Below are 20,977 nucleotides of genomic sequence, written 5' to 3' on the forward strand. Positions count from 1 at the left end.
TGAACTTTTGTGACGTAGGAGACGCGTGAGCACCACCACTGAGACCGTGTACGACCAGCCGCTCGGCATCACCAACCCGCCGATCGACGAGCTGCTCGAGCGCACCTCCTCGAAGTACGCCCTGGTGATCTACGCGGCCAAGCGCGCGCGGCAGATCAACGACTACTACAACAGCCTCTCCGACGGCATCCTGGAGTACGTCGGCCCCCTGGTCGAGCCGGGCCTGCACGAGAAGCCCCTGTCGATCGCGATGCGCGAGATCCACGAGGATCTCCTGGAGCACACCGAGGGCGAGTGAGCTGACAGCCCCATGATCATCGTCGGCGTCGGCGGCGGCATCGCCGCCTACAAGGCGTGCGCCCTGGTCCGGCATTTCACTGAACGCGGTCACGAGGTGCGGGTGATCCCCACCGAGTCCGCGCTCAAGTTCGTCGGCGCCGCCACGTTCGAGGCGCTGTCGGGCAACCCCGTCCAGACGGGGGTCTTCGAGTCGATCCCCGAGGTCCCGCACGTGCGCCTCGGGCAATCGGCCGACCTCGTCGTGATCGCCCCGGCGACCGCCGACCTGATGGCCCGCGCCGCCCAGGGGCGGGCCGACGACCTCCTGACCGGCACGCTCCTCACCGCGCGCTGCCCCGTCGTTTTCGCTCCCGCGATGCACACCGAGATGTGGGAGCACCCGGCCACCCGGGCGAACGTCGCGACGCTCCGCGAGCGCGGCGCCGTCGTCATCGAGCCCGCCTCGGGGCGGCTCACCGGCAAGGACACCGGCGCCGGCCGGCTGCCCGAGCCCGACGAGATCGGCGCGCTCGCCGATGTCCTCCTGGAGCATCCGGGCGCGCTGAACCGCGACCTCGAGGGCCGGAAGGTCGTGGTCTCCGCAGGGGGCACCAAGGAGGCGCTCGACCCGGTCCGGTACCTCACCAACCGCAGCTCCGGCAAGCAGGGCTACGCGCTGGCCCGGCTCGCCGCCCAGCGCGGCGCCCGGGTGACGCTGGTCGCCGGGAACACCGTCGGGCTCGCCGACCCCTCCGCCGTCGACGTGGTGCGCATCGCCTCCGCGCTGGACCTGCAGGCGGCGATGACCGAGCACGCGGCCGACGCCGATCTGGTGATCATGGCCGCCGCGGTCGCCGACTACCGGCCCGCCGAGGTCGCGACCACCAAGCTCAAGAAGGGCGCCGACGGCACGAGTGAGGCGCTCGAATCGATCACGATGATCGAAAACCCCGACGTCCTCGCCGGCCTCGTGGCGGCACGACGCGAGGGCGCGCTGCGCTCCGACGCCGTGATCGTCGGCTTCGCCGCCGAGACCGGGGACGCGGGCGGAACCGTCCTCGACTACGGACGGGCCAAGCTGCGCCGCAAGGGGTGCGACCTGTTGGTCCTCAACGCCGTCGGCGACGGCCGCGCGTTCGAGGTCGACGAGAACTCCGGCTGGCTGCTCGGCGCCGACGGCGGCGAGACCGCCCTGCCCCTCGGTTCCAAGTCCGCGATGGCCGCGCGCATACTGGATGCCGCGGTCGCCCGGGTGCACGCCGCCCGCTAGCATTTCCAATCGCAAACATCATCGAGAGGACGTCCGAAGTGGTTTCCGGTTTCGCGAGTTCCGCCCACCGCCTGTTCACCAGCGAGTCGGTCACCGAGGGCCACCCGGACAAGATCTGTGACGCCATCTCGGACTCGATCCTCGACGCCCTCCTGGCGGAGGATCCCACGTCGCGCGTCGCCGTGGAGACCCTCGTCACCACGGGCCAGGTCCACGTCGCCGGTGAGGTCACCACGTCCGCGTACGCCGACATCCCGCACATCGTGCGCGACAAGGTCCTGGAGATCGGCTACGACAGCTCCGCCAAGGGCTTCGACGGCAACTCCTGTGGCGTGAACATCGCGATCGGCGCGCAGAGCCCCGAGATCGCCCAGGGCGTCGACCGCGCCTACGAGCACCGCGTCGACGGCGCGCAGGACGAGATCGACGCGCAGGGTGCCGGCGACCAGGGCCTGATGTTCGGCTACGCCTGCTCGGACACCCCGGAACTGATGCCGCTGCCGATCTCGCTCGCGCACCGCCTGTCGCGCCGGCTCACCGAGGTCCGTAAGAACGGCACGCTGCCCTACCTGCGCCCCGACGGCAAGACCCAGGTCACCATCGAGTACGCGGGGGAGCAGCCCGTCCGCCTCGACACCGTGGTCATCTCGAGCCAGCACGCCGCCGATATCGACATCGACGGCATGCTCGCCCCCGACCTGCGCACGCACGTCCTCAACACGGTGATCACCGACCTGAACCTCCCCACCCTCGACACCTCGGACGTGCGCCTGCTGGTGAACCCCACCGGCAAGTTCGTGCTCGGCGGCCCGATGGGCGACGCCGGCCTCACCGGCCGGAAGATCATCGTCGACACGTACGGCGGCATGGCCCGCCACGGCGGCGGCGCCTTCTCCGGCAAGGACCCGTCGAAGGTGGACCGCAGCGCCGCGTACGCGATGCGCTGGGTCGCGAAGAACGCCGTGGCCGCGGGCCTCGCCGAGCGGATCGAGGTCCAGGTCGCGTACGCCATCGGCAAGGCGGCGCCCGTGGGCCTGTTCGTGGAGACGTTCGGCACCGAGCAGCTGGACCCGATCAAGATCCAGCAGGCCATCGCCCAGGTCTTCGACCTGCGCCCTCGCGCCATCATCAACGACCTCGACCTGTTGCGGCCGATCTACGCGCCCACCGCTGCGTACGGCCACTTCGGCCGCACCGACATCGACCTGCCCTGGGAGCGCACCGACCGCGTGGACGCCCTGCGCTCCGCGGCCGGCCTCTGACACCCGCCCCCGACGGTGTGACCGCACCCGGCCCCGCCGAGGCCGCACAAGCGGCAGTCGAACTCCCGATCGCCCGCGTCCTGCCCCTGCTGCAGGTCAGCCACCTCGATCGGGAGTTCGACTATCTCGTGCCGCCCGAGCTCGATGAGCAGGCCCGCCCCGGAGTCCGGGTGCGCGTCCGCTTCTCCGGCCGGCTCGTCGACGGCTACCTGCTCGAGCGGCTCCCGCGGACCGAGCACGAGGGCAAGCTCGCCCCGGTGCAGCGCGTCGTCTCCCCGCTGCCCGTCCTCACCCCGGCCGTCCTGCGGCTGGTCACCGAGGTCGCCGCGCGGTACGCGGGCACCCGGGCCGACGTGCTGCGGCTCGCGATACCCCCGCGGCACGCCCGCGTCGAGAAGGCGCTCCTGGAACAGGATCCCGCTGGCGCCGCCGTCGCCCCGGAAGCGCCCGCCGACGCCCTGGTCGAATACACCCACGGCGCGCAGTTCGCCGCCGCCGCCGTCGCCGGGCGGGCGCCTCGCGCGGTCTGGCAGGCCCTCCCGGGGGAGGACTGGGCCGCGCGCCTGGCCGAGCTGGCGGGCACCGTCGTCGCGAGCGGGCGGACGGCGCTGCTCATCGTCCCCGATCAGGCCGATCTCGACCGGCTCGCCGCGGCCTGCGCGCACCTCGATCCGGCGGTGCTGGCCGCCGGTCTCGGGCCGTCCGCCCGGTACCGCCGGTGGCTCCTCGCGCTGCTGGGGCGGGCGCGGGTCGTGATCGGCACCCGGAGCGCCGCCTTCGCGCCGCTGCCCGACCTCGGCCTCGTCGCCCTGTGGGACGACGGAGACGAGTCGCTCGTCGAACCGCGGGCCCCGTATCCGCACGCGCGCGAGGTGCTGGCGCTGCGCGCGCACCAGGAGGGCTCGGCGCTGGTCATCGGTGGTTTCGCTCGCACGCCCGAGGCCCAGGCGCTGGTGGAGGCGGGGTGGGCCGCGGAGATCAGCGCCCCCCGCGAGCTGGTGCGCACCCGGTCCCCGCGCATCGCGGGCACCGCGGACTCCGACATCGCGCTGGCCCGTGACCCGCTCGCGCGGTCGGCGCGGCTGCCCGCCGCCGCGTTCGCGGCGGCGCGGGAGGCGCTCGACGCCGAGCGCCCGGTGCTCGTGCAGGTTCCCCGCCGCGGATACGCGCCCGCGCTGTCGTGCGAGCGGTGCCGCACCCCGGCCCGGTGTCGGCGCTGCCACGGCCCGCTCGAACAGGCCGACGGCGGCGTCCTGCGGTGCCGGTGGTGCGCGCAGGTGGACACCGGGTACCGGTGCCCCGCGTGCGGCGGCACCACGGTGCGGGCGGTGATCGTCGGCACGATGCGCACGGCTGAGGAACTGGGCCGCGCCTTCCCGGGGGCGGCCGTCACCGTTTCCGGCGGCGAGACCGTGCACGCCGAGGTCGCGGGCGGGCGGCGGATCGTCGTCGCGACGCCCGGCGCGGAGCCGGTGGTCGAGGGCGGTTACGGGGCGGCTCTGTTGCTCGACGGCTGGCTACTGCTGGGCCGGGCCGACCTGCGGGCCGCGGAGGAGACGCTGCGCCGTTGGATGAACGCGACCGCGCTGGTCGCCGCCGACGGTGCCGTGGTCTGCGGTGCCGACGCGGGGATCCGCGCCGTGCAGGCGCTGATCCGCTGGGATGCGGCCGGTTTCGCCGCGGCCGAGCTCGCCGAGCGGGCCGAGGTCGGCTTCCCGCCGGCGACCCACCTCGCCGCGCTCGACGGTGCCGAGGCCGACATCCGGGCCGTCGCCGAGGCGGCGGAACTGCCCGACGGTGCCGAGGTGCTCGGCCCCGTCGATCTGCCACCCGGGGTGCGGATCCCCGGCGCGCCCGACGAGGGGCCGTCCCCACAGCGGTTGCTCGTGCGCGTGGCGCGACGGGACGGTCGCGCGCTGGCGCGCGCCCTCTTCCTGGCGCAGGTGGGCCGGAGCCTGCGGCGCGAGGGCAGCGCCGTCCGGATCCAGATCGACCCGCTGCGGATCGGGTAGCCGGCCGGCCCGGCTCAGCGCTCGGGCAATCGGGCTTCGACGGCGCTGATCGCGAGCCCGATCATGTAGTCGAACTCGGCGTCGGCGTCGAACCGCGCGAGGTCGGCGGCCACCGACTGGACGGCCGGCAGCCCGCACGCGGAGAGCCCCGCCTCGCGGCGGGCGATCGCCTCGGCGTCCGTCATGCCGAACGTCGGCGCCGCCTCGAACTCGCGCAGCAGGGTCCCGATCAGCGACGCGAGGAGCGACCGCATGAGATGAACGGCCTCCGCCGGCGGGAATCCGGCGTCGAGCAGGACCTCGAGGATCGACTGGGTGGGCGCGAGCGCGGCCACGGACTGCACCTGCCGGGTCAGGACGAGGGTCGCGGCCTTCGGGTGGGCCTGGGCGGCCGTGCGGAAGGCCCGGGCGACGCCCGCGAGGTCGGTGCGGAGGTCGCCGGTGGGGACGTGCACGACGATCGACCGGAGCAGGTGCTCGGTGACCGCGTCGAGGAGATCGTCCTTGTCGCGGACGTGGTTGTAGAGGCTCTTCGCATCGACGGACAGGTGGCGCGCGACGGACCGCATCCCGACGTCGGCGACGCCGTCCCGGTCGATGAGCTCGAGGGCGGCGCCGACCACCGCGGCGCGCGACAGCTTCGGCGCACCGAGGGCGGGGCGCCCCCGTCGGGGTCGCGGCGTGGTCATGAACCCCATCATCCCCTACTTTCGGCACCCGAAAATACCCACATTGTGGGTAAACTGGCGTCATGATCGCACACACGTCCCGCTTCGTGATGCCGCCGGCCACGGTCCTCCGCGCGCGCGAGAAACTGGTGCTGGACCACTTCCACGACGAGGTCCGGCAGGACTGGGACGCGACCCTGGCGACGTTCCCGCACCCGCACTACGAGCTGATCGCCCCGATGACCGTCCACGACGGCGGCGAGGCGGTCCGCGACTACTACGCGGACACGCGCATCGCGTTCCCGGACCAGGATCACGAGCTCATCGCACTGCGGCACAGCGTCGACGCCGTGATCGTCGAGTTCTGGCTACTCGGGACCCAAGCCGGCCCCCTCGGCGCGATCCCGCCCACCGGGAGCAGGCACCGCACCCGGATGACGGCCTACTTCGTCTTCGACGAGGAGGAGAACCTGGTCGCCGAGAGGATCTACTTCGATCAGCTGACCATCCTGCGGCAGCTCGTCGCGGGATTGAATCCGCGCACGCCGAAGGGACTCCTGACGCTGGGGCGCGTGCTCCTCGGGGCGTTCCGGATGTCGGGCGGCGAGCCGGATCCGCGGCTGACCCGGACCACGCCTCCCCGTCTGGACGGCTGACCTCGGGTCACTCCTCCTCGTCGGGCGCGGTGGCCTCGATCAGCTCGTCCGCGGTCGCCGCCTCGGGGTCCGGGCGGGGATCGTCGGCGGACTCCGGTTCGGCGGCGGGCTCGATCGGCCCGGACGCGGACTCGGGCTCGGCCGCGGGCTCGATCGTGCCGGGTGCGGCGGGCGGAGCGCCCACCTCGCGGGGCGAGTCGCCGGCGTCGATCGAGGCGGTGGGCGGCGCGTCCGCCTCCTCCTCGGCCGCGGCGGCGATTCCCGCACCGGAGAAGGTGATGGCTGCAGTGGCGACGATTGTTGCGAGAGTGCGCATGTCGATGTCCTGGTCTCGGCGGCTGTGGGGGCGACCGTTCCTTCATCGCGCGACCGAGACTACGCCGGTCGGCGGCGCTGCGCAGGGAAGGTTCTAACCTCGAAGCCGTGACTGCGACGGGCTGGCGTGCGGGATGGGCGAAGGCGGACATCACCGGGGAGCCGTGGGGCGTCGGCCTGATGGGCTACGGCATGCCGGGCCAGCGCGGCCGCGGCCTGCTCACCCGGCAGTGGGCGCGCGCCGTCGTCGTCGCCACCGCCACGCACCGGATGGCCTACGTCGTCGCCGACATCGGGATGTTCTTCCAGGCCGCGGTCGACGAGATCACCGACCGGCTCGCCGTCGCCACCGACGGCCGGCTCTCCGCCGCGAACGTCGTGCTCACGGCGACGCACACGCACTGCGGACCCGGGGGACACGGGCGGCACCGGCTGTACAACATCACCACTCTGGGCCAGCACCCCCGGACCTTCCACCGACTGGTCGACGGCGTGGTCCGCGCGGTCCTCGACGCAGAGTCGGCACTCGCGCCCGCCGAGCTGTCGGTGGCCCGGGGCGAGCTGCACGACGCGTCCGTCAACCGCAGCGCGAGCTCCTTCGACCGCAACCCCGATCGCGACCGGCTGCCCGGGCGCATCGACCCCGCCGTCACCCTGCTGCGCGTCGAGCGCGACGGTGAACTTCGCGCCGCGATCGACTGGTTCGCCGTGCACTGCACGTCGATGGGCAACGGCAACCGTCTCGTCAGCTCCGACAACAAGGGCTGGGCCGCCGCGGCCTGGGAGGCCGCGGAGCGGGCCCGCCGCTCCGACTTCCTCGCGGCCTTCGCACAGACCAATGCGGGCGACATGTCGCCGAACCTCGGCGGCGGCGCCGGTCGCGGCCCCACCGATGACGAGCGGGAGAACACCGCCGAGATCGGCCGTCGGCAGCTGGAGACGGCGCGCCGGCTCGCCGAGGGGCCCGGCCGGGCCCTGACGCCCGCGGTCGACCACCGCCTCACGTACGTCGACTTCGGGGCCGTGACCACCGCGGACGGCCCCACCGGACGTGCCGTACTCGGTGCCGCCTTCGCCGCCGGCACCTCGGACGGACTCGGTGCGCCGGCGTTCCGGCAGGGGCTCGGCAACGGCGTCGGGGCGCTCAGCCGGGCCCTGTACCGCCGCCGGCCCGTACTCGCCGCGCAGCAGGCGCCCAAGGAGATGCTGCTGCCCGCCGGCGTGCTCGGCTGGGTACAGGAGACGTTGCCCGTGCAGCTGATCCGGCTCGGGGAGCTGCACGTGCTGTGCCTGCCGGTGGAGGTCACCGTCATGGCCGGGGCCAGGCTGCGGGACGCGGTCGCCGGGGCGGCGGGGATCGGATCGGGCGACGTCCTCGTCCAGGGGTACGCGAACGGCTACGCCCACTACCTCACGACCCCGGAGGAGTACGACGCGCAGCGCTACGAGGCCGGCAGCACCGTCTTCGGACGCAACGAGCTGGCGGCCTTCGCGGAGGCCGCGCAGCGGCTCGCGTCCGACCTCGCCGCGGGCCGCCCGTCCGAGCCGGGCACGCCCCCGGCCCGGCAGCGGGCCGCGCGGATCGGGTCACCGTCGGGCTCGACGGTGCTGAGCCGTCCTCGCCCGGTCCGGGTGGCCGCCGTGCGGACGCCGGGCCCGGACGGCCGGCTCGGCGTCGTCTTCGCGTGCGGCCACCCGAATCGCGCGATACCCGACAGTTACACACGCGTGGAACGGCGCGAGGAGGGCCGCTGGGTCCCCCTCGCCGACGACGATTCCCCGACGACCGAGATCGTGTGGCGGCGCCGGGGTACGAGGTTCCTCGCGACGGTGACCGTCGACCTCGGCGGGCTGCCCGGCGAGTACCGCGTCGGCTACGCCGACGGGGTACCGGGCCGGTACACGTGGGCGACGGTCCGCGTGTCCTGACGCCGCCGAGGACGCGCTCAGAGGTGGGCGAGCGCGCGGATCGGGTCCTCGACGTAGTCCGCGAACAGCCGCAGGAAGCCGCCCGCCTCGCCGCCGTCGCACACCCGGTGGTCGAAGGCGAGCGAGACCTGGGCGATCCTGCGGGGGACGATCGCACCGTCGACCACCCACGGACGGTCGATGATCCGCCCGATCCCGAGGATCGCCGCCTCGGGGTGATTGATGATCGGCGCCGAGCCGTCGACGCCGAAGACGCCGTAGTTGTTGAGCGTGAACGTGCCTCCGGTGAGTCGTGCGGGCGGCAGCGCGCCCTCCCGGGCGAGGGCGGTGGTCTCGGTGAGCCGCCGTGCGAGTTCGACGGTCGACAGGGTGTCGGCGTCCGCGAGGACCGGCACCACCAGCCCCCGTGGTGTCTGGGCCGCGATGCCGAGGTGCACGCGCCCGTGCTGGACGATGTGCCGGCGATCGAGGTCGACCGACGAGTTGAGTTGGGGGTACCGCCGCAGCGCCGCGACCGCGAGACGGGCGAGCAGCGCGAGCAGGCTCACCCGGTCGGCCTCGGGCAGCGTCGCGTTCATCGCGGTCCGTGCTTCGAGGAGCGCGGTCGCGTCCACGTCCACCCAGGTGGTCGCCTCCGGGATCTCGCGCCTGCTGGTGGTCAGCTTGTCGGCGACGGCCTTGCGGAGGCCGTTGAGCGGGATCCGGACGTCGCTCCTGCTCGCTCCCGGCGCCTCCGGGACGGGCGGGCTCGTGCGCGCGGCGAGGGCCGCGTCGACGTCGGCCCGCCGGATCACGCCACCCACGCCCGACGGCGCCACCGTCGTCAGGTCCACGCCGTGTTCGCGCGCGAGATCGCGGACGACCGGCGAGATCACCCGCGCCACGCGCGGTGCCGATGAGCCCCGTGGTACGGCCGGTGCCGGGCCGGGGGTGGGGGACGCCGCTCGCCGGCGGCGGCGGGTGGGCTTCGCGTCGCTCGTCCCGTATCCGATGAGGACGTTCCCCGACGGGCCGTCGGCGTCCGGGGCCTGCTGAGGCGGCCCGCCGAGCTGCGGCGCGGCCGTGGTCGCGGGGGTGAGGGCGCCGACCGAGATCAGCGGCGCGCCGACGCGCAGCGTGTCGCCGGGGGCGGCGTGGAGGGCGACGACGGTGCCGGCGAACGGCACCGGCACCTCGACCGCGGCTTTCGCCGTCTCGACCTCGACGACGATCTGGTCGACGGCCACGGTGTCGCCGACCCGGACGCGCCAGGCCAGGACATCGGCCTCGGTCAGTCCTTCGCCGAGGTCGGGGAGCAGGAAGACCTGATCGCTCATGCCGTCACCACCCACCGGGGATCGACCCGGTCGTCCCACTGCAGCCGGTCGACGGTGTCCAGGATGCGGTCCACGCCGGGGAGATGCAGCCGCTCGAGCTTCGGTGGGGGATAGGGGATGTCGAGGCCACTCACCCGCAGCACCGGGGCGGCCAGGTGGTGGAAGCAGCGCTCCTGCACCCGAGCCGCGATCTCGGCGCCGACGCCGGCGAAGCCCTGCGCCTCCTGCACGACCACGCACCGGCCGGTGCGCCGCACCGAGGCCGTCACCGTCTCGTCGTCGAACGGGACGAGGGTGCGCAGGTCGACCACTTCGAGCGAGGTCCCGTCCTCCGCGGCCGCCGCTGCGGCATCGAGCGCGATGTCCACCGACGGTCCGTAGGCGATGAGCGTGGCGTCGGCCCCCTCGCGCCGCACGACCGCGCGCCCCAGCGGGTCGCCGACGGTGAGATCGGTCTCCGCCGAGGCGAAGTAGAGGCGCTTGGGTTCGAGGAGCACGACCGGATCGGGGTCGTCGATCGCGCGCCGCAGCAGGGTGTACGCGTCGTCGACGGTGGCGGGTGCCGCGATCTTCAGCCCGGGCGTGTGGGCGTAGTAGGCCTCGCTCGAATCGCAGTGGTGCTCCACCCCGCCGATACCGCCGGCGTAGGGCACGCGGATCACCATCGGCACCGCGAGCGCCCCGCGGGTCCGATTGCGCAGCTTGGCGACGTGGGACACGATCTGCTCGAACGCGGGATACGCGAAGGCGTCGAACTGCATCTCGACCACGGGTTTGAACCCCGCCATCGTCATCCCGACGGCGAAGCCGACGATCCCGGACTCGGCGAGCGGCGTGTCGAAGCAGCGGTCGGCGCCGAACTCGCGGGTCAGGCCGTCGGTCACGCGGAACACGCCGCCGAGCGTGCCGACGTCCTCGCCGAAGACCACGACGTCCGGGTCCGCGGCGAGTGCATCGCGCAGCGCGGCGTTGAGGGCCTGGGCCATGGTGTGTCGCGGCATCTGTCACTCCTCCTCGGCGTCGGATGCGGCGGAGAGCTCGGCCTCCACCTGGGCCTGCTGCTCGCGCAGCTGCGGGGTCGGTTCGGCGAAGACGTGCCGGAACAGGTCGGCCGGGTCCACGGGGCGGTCGGCGTTCATCCGGGCGCGCAGGTCCGCGGCGGCGGCCTCGGCCTCATCGGCGACCGCGGCGACGACCGCGTCGTCGATCCGTCCGCGCGACCGCAGGTAGGCCTCCAGCCGCGTGATCGGGTCGCGCCGGACCCACTCCTCGACCTCCGCGGGCGAGCGGTAGCGGCTCGCGTCGTCGGCGTTGGTGTGGGCGTCGATGCGGTAGGTGTGCGCCTCCACGATGACCGGCCCGTTGCCCGACCGGACGAAGTGGGCCGCCTCCTGCATCACGCCCAGCATGGCGATCGGGTCGTTGCCGTCCACCTGCTCGGAGCCGATGCCGTATCCCACGCCCTTGTGCGCCAGGCTGGGCGCCGCGGTCTGTCGCGAGAGCGGCACGCTGATGGCGAAACCGTTGTTCTGCACCAGGAAGACCACGGGCGCGTGGAAGACGGCGGCGAAGTTGAGCGCCTCGTGGAAGTCGCCCTCGCTGGTGCCGCCGTCGCCGCACAGCGCGAGCGCGATGGTGTCGGTGCCGCGCAGGTGCTCGCCGTGGGCGACACCGGCGGCGTGGAGGAGCTGCGTGGCGAGCGGGGTGCACTGCGGCGCGGTCCGCAGGGCCGCGGGGTCGTAACCGCAGTGCCAGTCGCCGGCCAGCAACGTCAGCACCTGCACCGGGTCGACGCCGCGCGCCGTGAGGGCGACCGAGTCGCGGTACGTCGGGAACATCCAGTCCGTCGGGCGCAGGCACATCGCCGCCGCGATCTGGCAGGCGTCCTGCCCGTGCGACGAGGGGTAGACCGCGAGCCGGCCCTGCTTCGTCAGCGCCGTCGCCTGCGCGTCGAACCGCCGCCCCAGCACCATGCGGCGGTACATCTCGACCATCCGGTCGTCGTCGGGATGGGGGTAGCGCGCGTGCGAATCGGTGAGCTCGCCCGCCTCGTCGAGGTACTGCACGGGCGTGTCGGCCGGAAGGAACTTCCGGTACGTCGGCTCGCCCGCGAGGTCGCTGGTGGTGGTCACGTCGTCCTCCCTGGTCGGGTTGCTCTTCGAGCGTGCACCGCGCGGACGGGATTCATGCCGGACCGGTCAGTAGCGAGACGATCGTCGTAGCATTGCAGAGAAGGCGAGCCGATCGTCCACGGTCGGGCTGACTTGCGGGATGGAGCTGGACGGATGGCGGACGGAACCGAGCACCCCGGGCTGGACGACTTCGACCGGCGGATACTGCAGGTGCTGGCGGAGGACGGCCGCATCTCGATGCGGGCGCTCGCCGAGCGCGTGCACGTCTCGCGGGCCAACGCCTACGTGCGCGTCGAGCGGCTGGAGCGCAGCGGCGTCATCCGCGGCTACGCGGCCCGGGTGGACCACGAGCGGGCGGGCTTCGGCACGTCGGCGTACATCGGCTTGTCGATCCGCCAGGACGCGTGGCAGGGCGTCGCCGAGCACCTGCGCGAGCTGCCGTACGTGGAGCACTTCGCCCTCGTCGGCGGGGATTTCGATGTCATCGTCCTGGTGCGGACCCCGGACAACGCGGCCCTGCGCGACGTGGTGCTGGTGCGGTTGCAGGCGCTCGGCGGCGTCCGGTCCACCCGCACCTGGCTGATCTTCGACGAGGCCGACGGTCCCGGCGCCCTCGGGCCGCACGACCCGGGCGCCGTCGGATAGTCCCGCGCCGGAGAGCGCGACGGCCCGGCCACCGGGGAGGTGGCCGGGCCGTGCGCCGAGCGGGTTTCCCGACCTAGACGACGCCGAGCGCGAGCATTGCGTTCGCCACGCGGATGAAGCCGGCGATGTTCGCGCCGGTCACGTAGTCGCCGGGGCTGCCGTACTCGTCGGCCGTCTCCAGGCAGCGGTCGTGGATGCCGCGCATGATGTCGGCGAGCCGGTCCTCGGTGTAGTCGAACGACCAGGAGTCGCGCGAGGCGTTCTGCTGCATCTCCAGCGCGCTGGTGGCGACGCCGCCCGCATTCGCCGCCTTACCGGGTGCGAAGTGGACCTTCGCCTCGGCGAACAGCTTCACGGCGTCCGGGGTGCACGGCATGTTGGCGCCCTCGGCGACGTAGCTCGTGCCGTTCTTGATGAGGCGGTCGGCGGCGTCACCGTCGAGCTCGTTCTGGGTGGCGCAGGGGAGCGCGATGTCGCAAGGCACGTCCCAGACGGAGCCGCCGGGCACGAAGATCGCGCCGCGCTCGGCCGCGTAGACGTCGATGCGGGCGCGGCGGCGCTCCTTGACGTCCTTGAGCAGCTCGAGATCGATGCCCTTCTCGTCCACGACGTACCCCGACGAATCCGAGCAGGCGACCACGGTGCCGCCCAGCTGCTCGACCTTCTCGGTCGCGTACACCGCGACGTTGCCCGAGCCGGACACGACGACGCGCTTGCCGTCGAAGGACTGGCCCTGCGTCTTGAGCATCTCGTTGAGGAAGTACACGGCGCCGTAGCCGGTGGCCTCGGTGCGCACCTGCGAGCCGCCCCAGGTGAGGCCCTTGCCGGTGAGGACACCCGACTCGTAGCGGTTGGTGATCCGCTTGTACTGGCCGAACAGGTAGCCGATCTCGCGGCCGCCCACTCCGATGTCGCCCGCGGGGACGTCGGTGTACTCGCCGATGTGGCGGTAGAGCTCGGTCATGAACGACTGGCAGAACCGCATGATCTCGCCATCGCTGCGGCCCTTGGGATCGAAGTCCGATCCGCCCTTGCCGCCGCCGATCGGGAGGCCGGTCAGCGAATTCTTGAAGATCTGCTCGAAGCCGAGGAACTTCACGATGCCCAGGTACACCGACGGGTGGAACCGCAGGCCGCCCTTGAACGGGCCGAGCGCGGAATTGAACTCGACGCGGAAGCCGCGGTTGAGCTGCACGTTGCCGTCGTCGTCCTGCCACGGCACGCGGAAGATGATCTGGCGCTCCGGCTCGCAGAGGCGGCGGATGACGGCTGCGTCGACGTACTCGGGGTGCTTGCTGACCACCGGCGCGAGCGAGTCGAGGACTTCCTTCGCGGCCTGGTGGAACTCGGTCTCCCCGGGATTCCGCCGGAGGACCTCGTCGTACAGCGTCCCCAGCGTTCCCTCAACGTGCGCCATTCCACAGTCCCTTCTGTCCGTAATGACCGTCAGGGGCACATTACGGTGTGCGATTCGCGCCGCGACCCTCGCCCGACGGCCGAGGGCAACGCGGCCTGGTCACCGCCCCTCGCGCGGCCGGAACTCGTCGACGTAGCCCAGGATCGCCTTCTGGACCACGGGCCAGTAGCGGTTCTGGGACTGCGAGGGGAGGTAGATGTTGTGGCCCGCGCCGGGCAGCAGCACGGTCTCGCCGCGCCCGCCCTTGGCCTTCAGCGCGGCGACGAAGGCCTCGCAGCCGGCGGGCCGGACGATGCGGTCGGCGGTGCCGTTGAAGCACGTCACCGGGACCTTGGGGTTGATGTTCTGAATCGGGTCGGCCACCGCGAACTGCTGCGGGAACTCGTCCGGCAGGCCGAGGAAGAGGCGCGTGTTGACGTTGCCGTCGGCCACCGCGCGCCGCATGTCGAGCACACCGCCCATGGAGACGACGGCCGCGGGCGTCACCGCGGGCACACTGCCCATCGCGCCCGGCGTGAGCATGGACCGGGCCGACGCCCACACGGCCAGCTGGCCGCCGGCGGAGTGCCCGGCGACCACGACGTCGTTCAGGTCCAGATTGGGGGCGTACTGCGCCTTGACCGTCTGCAGGAAGTCGATCGCCGCGGCCGTGTCGGTGAGCGTGATCGGATAGCCGCCGCCCGCGCCGATCCGGCGGTACTCGACGTTCCACACCGCGACGCCGTGGCTGACCAGCGAGCGCGCCATCTCCGACATCGATCCCGCCGCCGACGGGGTGCGCCAGCCGCCGCCGTGCAGCAGCACCACGACGGGGATCTGTGCGGGGAGCTCGATCGTGGTGCGCGCGCTGAGCGGTCCGCCCGACGGGTTCTGCTGCAGCGCCGGGTTCGCGGGCAGGTACAACTCGCCGTAGTTCTGCTCGGGATCCGAGACGCCGTCCGGCACCGGGTAGACGATGCGCTGTGGCTGCGTCACGGGGAACTTGCCCACGATCGACGCCGCGTTCTGCGGCGGGTACGAGGCCGAGGGCGACGCCGGTGCCGACGACGACGGAGCACCCGTGCCACCCTGAACGGTGGTGGTGCACGCCGTGCCGAAGAGCACGGAAAGGCAGACGGCGGCGCCGATCAACGGCCGCCGGGCGCGCGCGAACTGCACGTCGACCCTCTCTCGCCCGGCGGGGCGGTTCGTGGCGTTTCCGTCCGGAATCCTAAGGCAACCCTCGCTCGAACTGCTAGTGCGGGCGCGCGTCTGTGACCGGTGCGGCTGGCCCCGCGGCGGGTCGGGGCTGGATAATGGGGGAATGAGCGTGCTCCCCATTCGCATCTATCCGGACCCGGTCCTGCGCACCCCAGCGGACGAGGTGACGGTCTTCGACGCCGACCTCGCGCGCCTCGTCGACGACATGATCGACACGATGCATCACCACAACGGCGCGGGCCTGGCCGCGCCGCAGGTCGGCGTCAGCAAGCGGGTGTTCGTCTACGGCTGCGGCGGTCGCGAGGGGCACCTGATCAATCCCGTGTGGCGCGCCGTGGGCGACGAGACGCGCACCGCCGCCGAGGGCTGCCTGTCGATCCCGGAGGTCCGCGGCGACTGCACCCGGTACCTCAACGTGGTGGCCGAGGGCGTCGACGTCACCGGGGCGCCGGTGACGCTCGAGGCCACGGAGATCCTGGCCCGCTGCATCCAGCACGAGAGCGACCACCTCGACGGCGTGCTCTACCTCAGCCGCCTCGATCCCGAGGAGCGCAAGGCCGTCATGCGCGTGATCCGCAGTTCCCCGTGGTTCACCGACCCGGAGACCACGCTCGCGGCGGGTGCCGCCGGTGCCGGGGGCCGCGCCTGATGCGGCTGCTGTTCGCGGGCACCCCCGAGCCCGCCGTTCCGGCCCTGCACGCGCTCCTGGCCTCCGACCACGAGGTGGTCGGAGTCCTCACCCGCCCCGACGCCCGGTCCGGCCGCGGTCGCGGCGTGCGGCGCTCACCCGTCGGGCAGGTCGCCGACGAGGCCGGGATCCCCGTGCTCACGCCCGCCACGCTCCGCGATCCGGAGGCAAGGGCGGCGATCGTCGACCTCGCCCCCGATTGCTGTCCCGTGGTGGCCTACGGCGGGATGATCCCGCGCGACCTCCTCGACGTGCCCGCGCACGGCTGGATCAACCTGCACTTCTCGCTGCTGCCCGCGTGGCGCGGCGCGGCGCCGGTGCAGGCGGCGATCGAGGCCGGAGACGAGGTGACCGGCGCGTCCACCTTCCGCATCGAGGCGGGACTCGACACCGGGCCGGTGTTCGGCGTGCTCACCGAGCGCATCCGTCCGGACGACACGGCGACGGTGCTGCTCGCGCGGCTCGCGGAGCACGGCGCGGAACTGCTCACGCGCACCGTCGACGGAGTGGAGGCCGGTGCGCTGCAGGCCCAGCCCCAGTCGGCCGACGGCGTCTCGCACGCACCGAAGGTCACCGTCGACGGTGCGCGGGTGCGCTTCGACCTGCCCGCCGGCGCCGTCGACCGGCACATCCGTGCGATGACCGACGCACCCGGTGCGTGGGTCCCGTTGGGGGAGGCGCGACTCAAGCTCGGCCCCGTCTCCATCGATGCGGAGGCGGAACGGCTCGCACCGGGCGAACTGCGCGTCGCCAAGCGCGAGGTCCACGTGGGCACCGCGACCGCACCCGTCCGGCTCGGCACCGTCCAGCCGCCCGGGAAGAAGCCCATGCCCGCCGCCGACTGGGCACGCGGAGCACGCGTCGAATCGGGCACGACCCTCGGAGCCGACCAGTGACCGACCCCGCGCGGAGTGCCGCGCTCGAGACCCTGGCCGCCGTCCGCGAGCGGGGAGCCTATGCGAACCTGGTGCTGCCCGGGCTGCTCCGCGAGAAGCGGCTCAAGGGCCGCGACGCCGCGTTCGCCACCGAACTCACCTACGGCGCGTGCCGCGCACAGGGCCTCCTCGACGCGGTGATCGAGAGCGCGTCGGGGCGCTCGACCTCCGACATCGACGGGCCGGTGCTCGACGCGTTGCGCCTCGGCGTCTACCAGTTGCTGCGCACCAGGGTGGGGGCGCACGCCGCCGTCTCCGAGACCGTGGACACGGTCAAGGCGTCGTCGGGCCGCGGCGCCTCCGGGTTCGCCAACGCGGTGCTCCGGAAGGTGTCCAAGGACGACGAGGACACCTGGGTCACCCGCGTCGCCCCATCGGCCGCCGACGACCTGCTCGGGCACCTGGCGATGCAGTACGCGCACCCGCGATGGATCGCGGAGGCCTTCTGGGAGTCGCTGCGCGCCAACGGCATCAACTCGATGGGGCAGCTCCAGGCGCTGCTCGCCTCCGACGACTCCCGCCCGCCCGTGCACCTCGTCGCGCGCCCGGGTGAGATCTCGGCGGAGGAGCTCGCGCTGATCGTGGAGGGGGAGACCGGCCGGCTCTCGCCCTACGCGGTGTACCTGCCCGGCGGCGATCCGGGCGCGCTCGAACCCGTCCGCGACGGACTCGCGGGAGTGCAGGACGAGGGTTCGCAACTGGTAGCCCGCGCGGCGGCGGTCGCGCCGCTCGAGGGGCCCGACGGCGGCCGCTGGCTCGATCTCTGCGCGGGGCCGGGCGGGAAAGCCGCGCTGCTGGGCTCCCTCGCCGCGATCGACGGCGCCCGCGTCGACGCCGTGGAGCCCGCCGAGCACCGGGCGGAGCTGGTCCGCAAGGCGGTCACGGGGCTGCCCGTCGACGTGCACGTCGCCGACGGCCGCTCGTCGGGGCTGGAACCGGGCTACGACCGGGTGCTGGTGGACGCCCCGTGTTCGGGCATCGGCGCGCTGCGCCGGCGGCCGGAGGCGCGCTGGCGCAAGCAGCCGTCCGACGTCGCCGAGCTCACGGTGCTGCAGCGCGAGCTGCTCACGGCGGCCGCGGCGCTCTCCCGGCCCGGCGGCGTGGTGCTCTACGCGACCTGCTCCCCGCACGTGGCGGAAACGCTCGGCATCGTCGGCGACGACGAACTGCTGGCGGTCGCCGGACTGGAGCGGATCGACACCCGCCCGCTCGTCCCGGAGACCGGCCTGGCGCTGGGCGACGGCCCGCACGTGCAGCTCTGGCCGCACCTGCACGGCACCGACGGCATGTTCTTCCAGGCGCTCCGCAAGGGCTAGCCAACGAATTGAACACCGTTTCCGTTCACCGCGACCTGCGGTTTCAAGGACGGAAACGGTGTTCAATTCAGATGGGGTCAGCCCTTGAGGACGCCGCCCTTGGTGAACTCCTGGGTGAGCACGCCGCCGGGGCCCGGCTTGGCGTCGCCCTTCGGGTAGCCGACGCCGAAGGCGCCGCCGCCCTTGACCCACTGGTCCTTGATCTTGCCGGAGACGACGTGCGCGCCGTTCTCGGGCGACCAGACGATCGAGCCGTTCTGGAAGTCGTTGTAGGCGCCCGCCACGGACCCGGCGGTGGGTCCGCCGACGGACAGCTCGCTCATCAGCGGGAAGCCCAGCTTGCCGGTGGGGCCGCCCTGCTTGAGGTAGAGGTCGCGGATCGCGCCGGTCACGCCGGCCGCCTTGCCGCCGTTGACCTTCGGGTTCCAGTAGATGGTGCCGTTGGTGAACTCCTGCACCTTGGAGCCGCCCGCGACGTCCTTCTCGACACCGAGGGGCTGGCCGTACTTCTTCTGGCCGCCGTCCTTGGTGAAGGTGTCCTTGATCGCGCCGGTGACCGCGAACTTGAGCGGCTCGTCCGGCGTGGCGTCGGCGGCCGGCGCGGTCGCCGCGGCCTGGCCGGCGAGGAGCTGGCCGATGAGCTTCTGCGCGTTCGGATCGCTGCCGAACATCTTCACCAGCGTCGCGACGTCGGTGGTGGGCAGTTGCCCGGTCGCGAGGATCTGCTGCACGCCGGGGATCTTCGCCAGCTCGGTCAGTGCTGGCTGGGCGGACGCCGGCACCGCGTTCGCGGTGGAGACGAGCGGGGTGCTCGCCGCGGGGGTCGCGGGCGCGGCCGGTGCGGCAGCAGCTGCGGGAGCGGCCGGGGCGGCGGCCGGCGCAGCGGGAGCAGGGGCGGCCGCAGGCGCGGCGGGGGAGACGGGGACCGCCGGCACGGCGGGGGCCGCGGGGTCGGCCATGGCGGGGGCCGCAGCGACGAGGGCAGCCGCGGCGACCGCCACGAACGTGGTCAAGGTGGTGCGTGCGATCCGCATGACGACCTCTCAACAATCGACGACACGAGAGTTACTCGTGTGATTAGTGATGCTGATGTTACTAGAGTGACAAATGAAACACAACGACGCCGCGGTGCGCGCCCGTGAATCCGTGGCCGAACGGCCGCGCGAAGCCGAATCCGGCCTCGTGTGCGCGCAGCGCCGCGGATTCGCAGACGTAGAATCCGACGCATGTCTTCGCCGATGATCGCGCCGTCCATCCTCTCCGCCGACTTCGCCCGGCTCGGGGCCGAAGTGGAGGCGGTCGGTGGGGCGGGGGGCGCCGACTGGGTGCACGTCGACGTCATGGACAACCATTTCGTCCCGAACCTCACCCTGGGGCTGCCGGTGGTGCAGAGCCTGCTGGGGGCCACGACGATCCCGCTCGACTGCCACCTCATGATCGACGACCCGGGCCGCTGGGCGCCCCCGTACGCCGAGGCCGGCGCCTACAACGTGACCTTCCACGCCGAAGCCACCGACGACCCGGTCGCCGTCGCCAAGGACATCCGCGCGGCGGGTGGCAAGGCCGGTCTGGCGATCAAGCCCGGTACCGCCTTCGAGCCCTACATCGAGATCCTCAAGAGCTTCGACACGCTGCTGGTCATGAGCGTGGAGCCGGGCTTCGGCGGCCAGTCGTTCATCGCCGACGTGCTGGACAAGGCGCGCGCCGCGCGGCGGCTCGTCGACTCCGGCGAGTTGCGCCTGCTCGTCGAGATCGACGGCGGCATCAACGCCGACACCATCGAGCAGGCCGCCGCCGCCGGTGTGGACTGCTTCGTCGCCGGCTCGGCCGTGTACAACGCCGCCGACCCCGCCGAGGCCGTGCGCAAGCTGCGCGCCCAGGCCGCCGCCACCGCACGGGCCTGACGCTGCCCGTGGACGTCGAGGCCGCGCTGGCGCTCGCCATCGAGGAATCGGTGGCGGCGCGCGGGGTGAGCACCCCGAACCCGCCGGTCGGCGCCGTGATCCTCGCCGCCGACGGCACCGTCGTCGGACGGGGCCGCACCGCCCCCGCGGGCGGCCCACACGCCGAGGTCGTGGCCCTCGCCGACGCCGGAGCGGCCGCGCGCGGCGGCACCGCCGTCGTCACCCTCGAGCCGTGCGATCACACCGGCCGCACCGGCCCCTGCACGCAGGCCCTCATCGCCGCCGGGATCGCGCACGTCGCCTACGCCGCCGCCGACCCGAATCCCGTCGCCGCCGGGGGCGCGGAGACCCTGCGCGGCGCCGGCGTCGCGGTGGAACACCTCGCCGTCGAGCCGTGGCCGCTCACAGAGTGGCTGTTCCGGCAGCGGTACGGCCGCCCGATGGTCACCGTCAAACTGGCCGCCACCGTCGACGGCCGGATCGCCGCCCCCGACGGCACCAGCCAATGGATCACCGGCCCCGAGGCGCGCAGCCGCGCACACGCCGAACGGGCCCAGCTCGACGCGATCATCGTGGGTACCGGCACCGTTCTCGCCGACGACCCCGCGCTCACCGCCAGGAACGCCGACGGGGCGCCGCTGCCGCATCAGCCCGTGCGGATCGTGCTGGGGGAGAGGCCGATCCCCGCCGACGCGAAGGTGCTGACCGGTCCGGGGGAGTCGCGGCTGGTGCGCGGCCGCGACCCGCGCGCCGCGCTGGACGCCGCGGGCGACGCCGTGCACGTGCAGGTCGAGGGCGGCGCGACCGTGATCGGTGCCTTCGTCGCCGCGGGCCTCGCCGACCGGGTCCAGGCGTACATCGCCCCGGTCCTGCTCGGCGCCGGGCTGCCCTCCCTGACGGTGCCCGGCGTGGGCACGCTCGCCGACGCCACGCGGTTCCGCATGGACACCGTCGAGCGGCTCGGCGACGACGTGCTGGTCACACTGTTGCGTTCTCCGTGAGCCCAACACTTGGGGCCGCGGCCGGTGAGTGC

Annotated in this window: 20 protein-coding genes; 12 read left to right on the plus strand and 8 right to left on the minus strand. The window is 73.2% G+C overall.

Going from position 1 to position 20,977, the window contains the following annotated elements; translation table 11 throughout:
• The first annotated feature begins 25 nt into the window (after positions 1-25).
• The 4 genes from rpoZ to ELY19_RS16955 are packed head-to-tail and all read left to right on the plus strand — an operon-like array spanning position 26 to position 4,823.
• On the plus strand, positions 26-298 hold the full coding sequence (gene rpoZ / locus ELY19_RS16940; protein ID WP_068520856.1) for a DNA-directed RNA polymerase subunit omega: 273 nt from the start codon (positions 26-28) through the stop codon (positions 296-298).
• Between the two features lie 12 nt (positions 299-310).
• Positions 311-1,549, plus strand: a complete 1,239-nt coding sequence (coaBC, locus tag ELY19_RS16945) for a bifunctional phosphopantothenoylcysteine decarboxylase/phosphopantothenate--cysteine ligase CoaBC (RefSeq protein WP_126197279.1) — start codon at positions 311-313, stop codon at positions 1,547-1,549.
• A 38-nt stretch (positions 1,550-1,587) separates the two neighbouring features.
• On the plus strand, positions 1,588-2,811 hold the full coding sequence (gene metK / locus ELY19_RS16950; RefSeq protein WP_126197280.1) for a methionine adenosyltransferase: 1,224 nt from the start codon (positions 1,588-1,590) through the stop codon (positions 2,809-2,811).
• A gap of 17 nt (positions 2,812-2,828) precedes the next feature.
• Entirely contained in the window at positions 2,829-4,823 is a 1,995-nt protein-coding gene (locus ELY19_RS16955) for a primosomal protein N' (RefSeq protein WP_126197281.1), read from the plus strand.
• Positions 4,824-4,837: 14 nt separating this feature from the next.
• On the opposite strand, the gene ELY19_RS16960 is transcribed toward ELY19_RS16955, so the two are convergent.
• A complete protein-coding gene (locus ELY19_RS16960; protein ID WP_227966901.1) occupies positions 4,838-5,512 on the minus strand; it encodes a TetR/AcrR family transcriptional regulator C-terminal domain-containing protein in 675 nt (224 codons plus the stop codon).
• A gap of 62 nt (positions 5,513-5,574) precedes the next feature.
• Here ELY19_RS16960 and ELY19_RS16965 point away from each other — a divergent pair, with 62 nt between their 5' ends.
• Positions 5,575-6,147: an ester cyclase gene (locus ELY19_RS16965; protein WP_197715915.1), complete on the plus strand. Its 573-nt coding sequence runs from the start codon at positions 5,575-5,577 to the stop codon at positions 6,145-6,147.
• 7 nt (positions 6,148-6,154) lie between these two features.
• Here the strand turns inward: ELY19_RS16965 and ELY19_RS16970 are convergent, their stop codons facing one another.
• Positions 6,155-6,463, minus strand: a complete 309-nt coding sequence (locus tag ELY19_RS16970) for a hypothetical protein (protein WP_126197283.1) — start codon at positions 6,461-6,463, stop codon at positions 6,155-6,157.
• 107 nt (positions 6,464-6,570) lie between these two features.
• Here ELY19_RS16970 and ELY19_RS16975 point away from each other — a divergent pair, with 107 nt between their 5' ends.
• A complete protein-coding gene (locus ELY19_RS16975; RefSeq protein WP_126197284.1) occupies positions 6,571-8,391 on the plus strand; it encodes a neutral/alkaline non-lysosomal ceramidase N-terminal domain-containing protein in 1,821 nt (606 codons plus the stop codon).
• Positions 8,392-8,408: 17 nt separating this feature from the next.
• Here the strand turns inward: ELY19_RS16975 and ELY19_RS16980 are convergent, their stop codons facing one another.
• Genes ELY19_RS16980 through pdhA form a run of 3 tightly spaced genes read right to left on the minus strand, consistent with a single transcriptional unit; the run spans position 8,409 to position 11,839 of the window.
• Positions 8,409-9,707 (minus strand): dihydrolipoamide acetyltransferase family protein, encoded by a 1,299-nt coding sequence (locus ELY19_RS16980; RefSeq protein ID WP_126197285.1) that lies wholly within the window; start codon positions 9,705-9,707, stop codon positions 8,409-8,411.
• Positions 9,704-10,708 (minus strand): alpha-ketoacid dehydrogenase subunit beta, encoded by a 1,005-nt coding sequence (locus ELY19_RS16985; protein WP_126197286.1) that lies wholly within the window; start codon positions 10,706-10,708, stop codon positions 9,704-9,706. The genes ELY19_RS16980 and ELY19_RS16985 overlap by 4 nt, the downstream gene beginning before the upstream one ends.
• Before the next feature lie 3 nt (positions 10,709-10,711).
• A complete protein-coding gene (gene pdhA / locus ELY19_RS16990) occupies positions 10,712-11,839 on the minus strand; it encodes a pyruvate dehydrogenase (acetyl-transferring) E1 component subunit alpha (RefSeq protein ID WP_126197287.1) in 1,128 nt (375 codons plus the stop codon).
• A gap of 153 nt (positions 11,840-11,992) precedes the next feature.
• Between pdhA and ELY19_RS16995 the strand changes: the two genes are divergently transcribed.
• The gene (locus ELY19_RS16995) at positions 11,993-12,484 is read left to right on the plus strand and encodes an Lrp/AsnC family transcriptional regulator (protein WP_126197288.1); all 492 of its coding nucleotides are present in this window, start codon (positions 11,993-11,995) and stop codon (positions 12,482-12,484) included.
• Positions 12,485-12,557: 73 nt separating this feature from the next.
• Here the strand turns inward: ELY19_RS16995 and gdhA are convergent, their stop codons facing one another.
• The gene (gene gdhA / locus ELY19_RS17000) at positions 12,558-13,901 is read right to left on the minus strand and encodes an NADP-specific glutamate dehydrogenase (RefSeq protein WP_126197289.1); all 1,344 of its coding nucleotides are present in this window, start codon (positions 13,899-13,901) and stop codon (positions 12,558-12,560) included.
• 99 nt (positions 13,902-14,000) lie between these two features.
• On the minus strand, positions 14,001-15,059 hold the full coding sequence (locus ELY19_RS17005; protein ID WP_164711632.1) for an alpha/beta hydrolase family protein: 1,059 nt from the start codon (positions 15,057-15,059) through the stop codon (positions 14,001-14,003).
• 145 nt (positions 15,060-15,204) lie between these two features.
• On the opposite strand from ELY19_RS17005, the gene def reads away from it, so the two are divergent.
• Genes def through ELY19_RS17020 form a run of 3 tightly spaced genes read left to right on the plus strand, consistent with a single transcriptional unit; the run spans position 15,205 to position 18,040 of the window.
• Positions 15,205-15,750: a peptide deformylase gene (def, locus tag ELY19_RS17010; RefSeq protein ID WP_126197291.1), complete on the plus strand. Its 546-nt coding sequence runs from the start codon at positions 15,205-15,207 to the stop codon at positions 15,748-15,750.
• Positions 15,750-16,685 carry a methionyl-tRNA formyltransferase gene (locus tag ELY19_RS17015; protein WP_126197292.1) on the plus strand — a complete coding sequence of 312 codons (936 nt, stop codon included), beginning with the start codon at positions 15,750-15,752 and terminating at the stop codon, positions 16,683-16,685. Before def ends, ELY19_RS17015 begins: the two co-directional genes overlap by 1 nt.
• Positions 16,631-18,040 carry an RsmB/NOP family class I SAM-dependent RNA methyltransferase gene (locus ELY19_RS17020; protein WP_416222740.1) on the plus strand — a complete coding sequence of 470 codons (1,410 nt, stop codon included), beginning with the start codon at positions 16,631-16,633 and terminating at the stop codon, positions 18,038-18,040. The genes ELY19_RS17015 and ELY19_RS17020 overlap by 55 nt, the downstream gene beginning before the upstream one ends.
• A gap of 77 nt (positions 18,041-18,117) precedes the next feature.
• Here the strand turns inward: ELY19_RS17020 and ELY19_RS17025 are convergent, their stop codons facing one another.
• The gene (locus tag ELY19_RS17025; protein ID WP_126197293.1) at positions 18,118-19,074 is read right to left on the minus strand and encodes an LGFP repeat-containing protein; all 957 of its coding nucleotides are present in this window, start codon (positions 19,072-19,074) and stop codon (positions 18,118-18,120) included.
• A gap of 192 nt (positions 19,075-19,266) precedes the next feature.
• Between ELY19_RS17025 and rpe the strand changes: the two genes are divergently transcribed.
• The gene (gene rpe, locus ELY19_RS17030) at positions 19,267-19,944 is read left to right on the plus strand and encodes a ribulose-phosphate 3-epimerase (RefSeq protein WP_126197294.1); all 678 of its coding nucleotides are present in this window, start codon (positions 19,267-19,269) and stop codon (positions 19,942-19,944) included.
• A gap of 8 nt (positions 19,945-19,952) precedes the next feature.
• Entirely contained in the window at positions 19,953-20,945 is a 993-nt protein-coding gene (ribD, locus tag ELY19_RS17035; protein WP_126197295.1) for a bifunctional diaminohydroxyphosphoribosylaminopyrimidine deaminase/5-amino-6-(5-phosphoribosylamino)uracil reductase RibD, read from the plus strand.
• The last annotated feature ends 32 nt before the right edge of the window (positions 20,946-20,977 follow it).

Source organism: Tsukamurella paurometabola (assembly GCF_900631615.1).
Lineage (GTDB): Bacteria > Actinomycetota > Actinomycetes > Mycobacteriales > Mycobacteriaceae > Tsukamurella > Tsukamurella paurometabola_A.

Bases quoted from the DNA above. Each gene is read 5' to 3' on its own strand.
- ELY19_RS16970 (WP_126197283.1), bottom strand. From the start codon at position 6,463: ATGCGCACTCTCGCAACAATCGTCGCCACTGCAGCCATCACCTTCTCC.
- coaBC (WP_126197279.1), top strand. From the start codon at position 311: ATGATCATCGTCGGCGTCGGCGGCGGCATCGCCGCCTACAAGGCGTGC.
- ELY19_RS16985 (WP_126197286.1), bottom strand. From the start codon at position 10,708: ATGCCGCGACACACCATGGCCCAGGCCCTCAACGCCGCGCTGCGCGAT.
- gdhA (WP_126197289.1), bottom strand. From the start codon at position 13,901: ATGGCGCACGTTGAGGGAACGCTGGGGACGCTGTACGACGAGGTCCTC.
- ELY19_RS16980 (WP_126197285.1), bottom strand. From the start codon at position 9,707: ATGAGCGATCAGGTCTTCCTGCTCCCCGACCTCGGCGAAGGACTGACC.
- ELY19_RS17025 (WP_126197293.1), bottom strand. From the start codon at position 19,074: ATGCGGATCGCACGCACCACCTTGACCACGTTCGTGGCGGTCGCCGCG.
- ELY19_RS17015 (WP_126197292.1), top strand. From the start codon at position 15,750: ATGCGGCTGCTGTTCGCGGGCACCCCCGAGCCCGCCGTTCCGGCCCTG.
- ELY19_RS16965 (WP_197715915.1), top strand. From the start codon at position 5,575: ATGATCGCACACACGTCCCGCTTCGTGATGCCGCCGGCCACGGTCCTC.
- ELY19_RS16995 (WP_126197288.1), top strand. From the start codon at position 11,993: ATGGCGGACGGAACCGAGCACCCCGGGCTGGACGACTTCGACCGGCGG.
- ELY19_RS16960 (WP_227966901.1), bottom strand. From the start codon at position 5,512: ATGACCACGCCGCGACCCCGACGGGGGCGCCCCGCCCTCGGTGCGCCG.
- rpe (WP_126197294.1), top strand. From the start codon at position 19,267: ATGTCTTCGCCGATGATCGCGCCGTCCATCCTCTCCGCCGACTTCGCC.
- def (WP_126197291.1), top strand. From the start codon at position 15,205: ATGAGCGTGCTCCCCATTCGCATCTATCCGGACCCGGTCCTGCGCACC.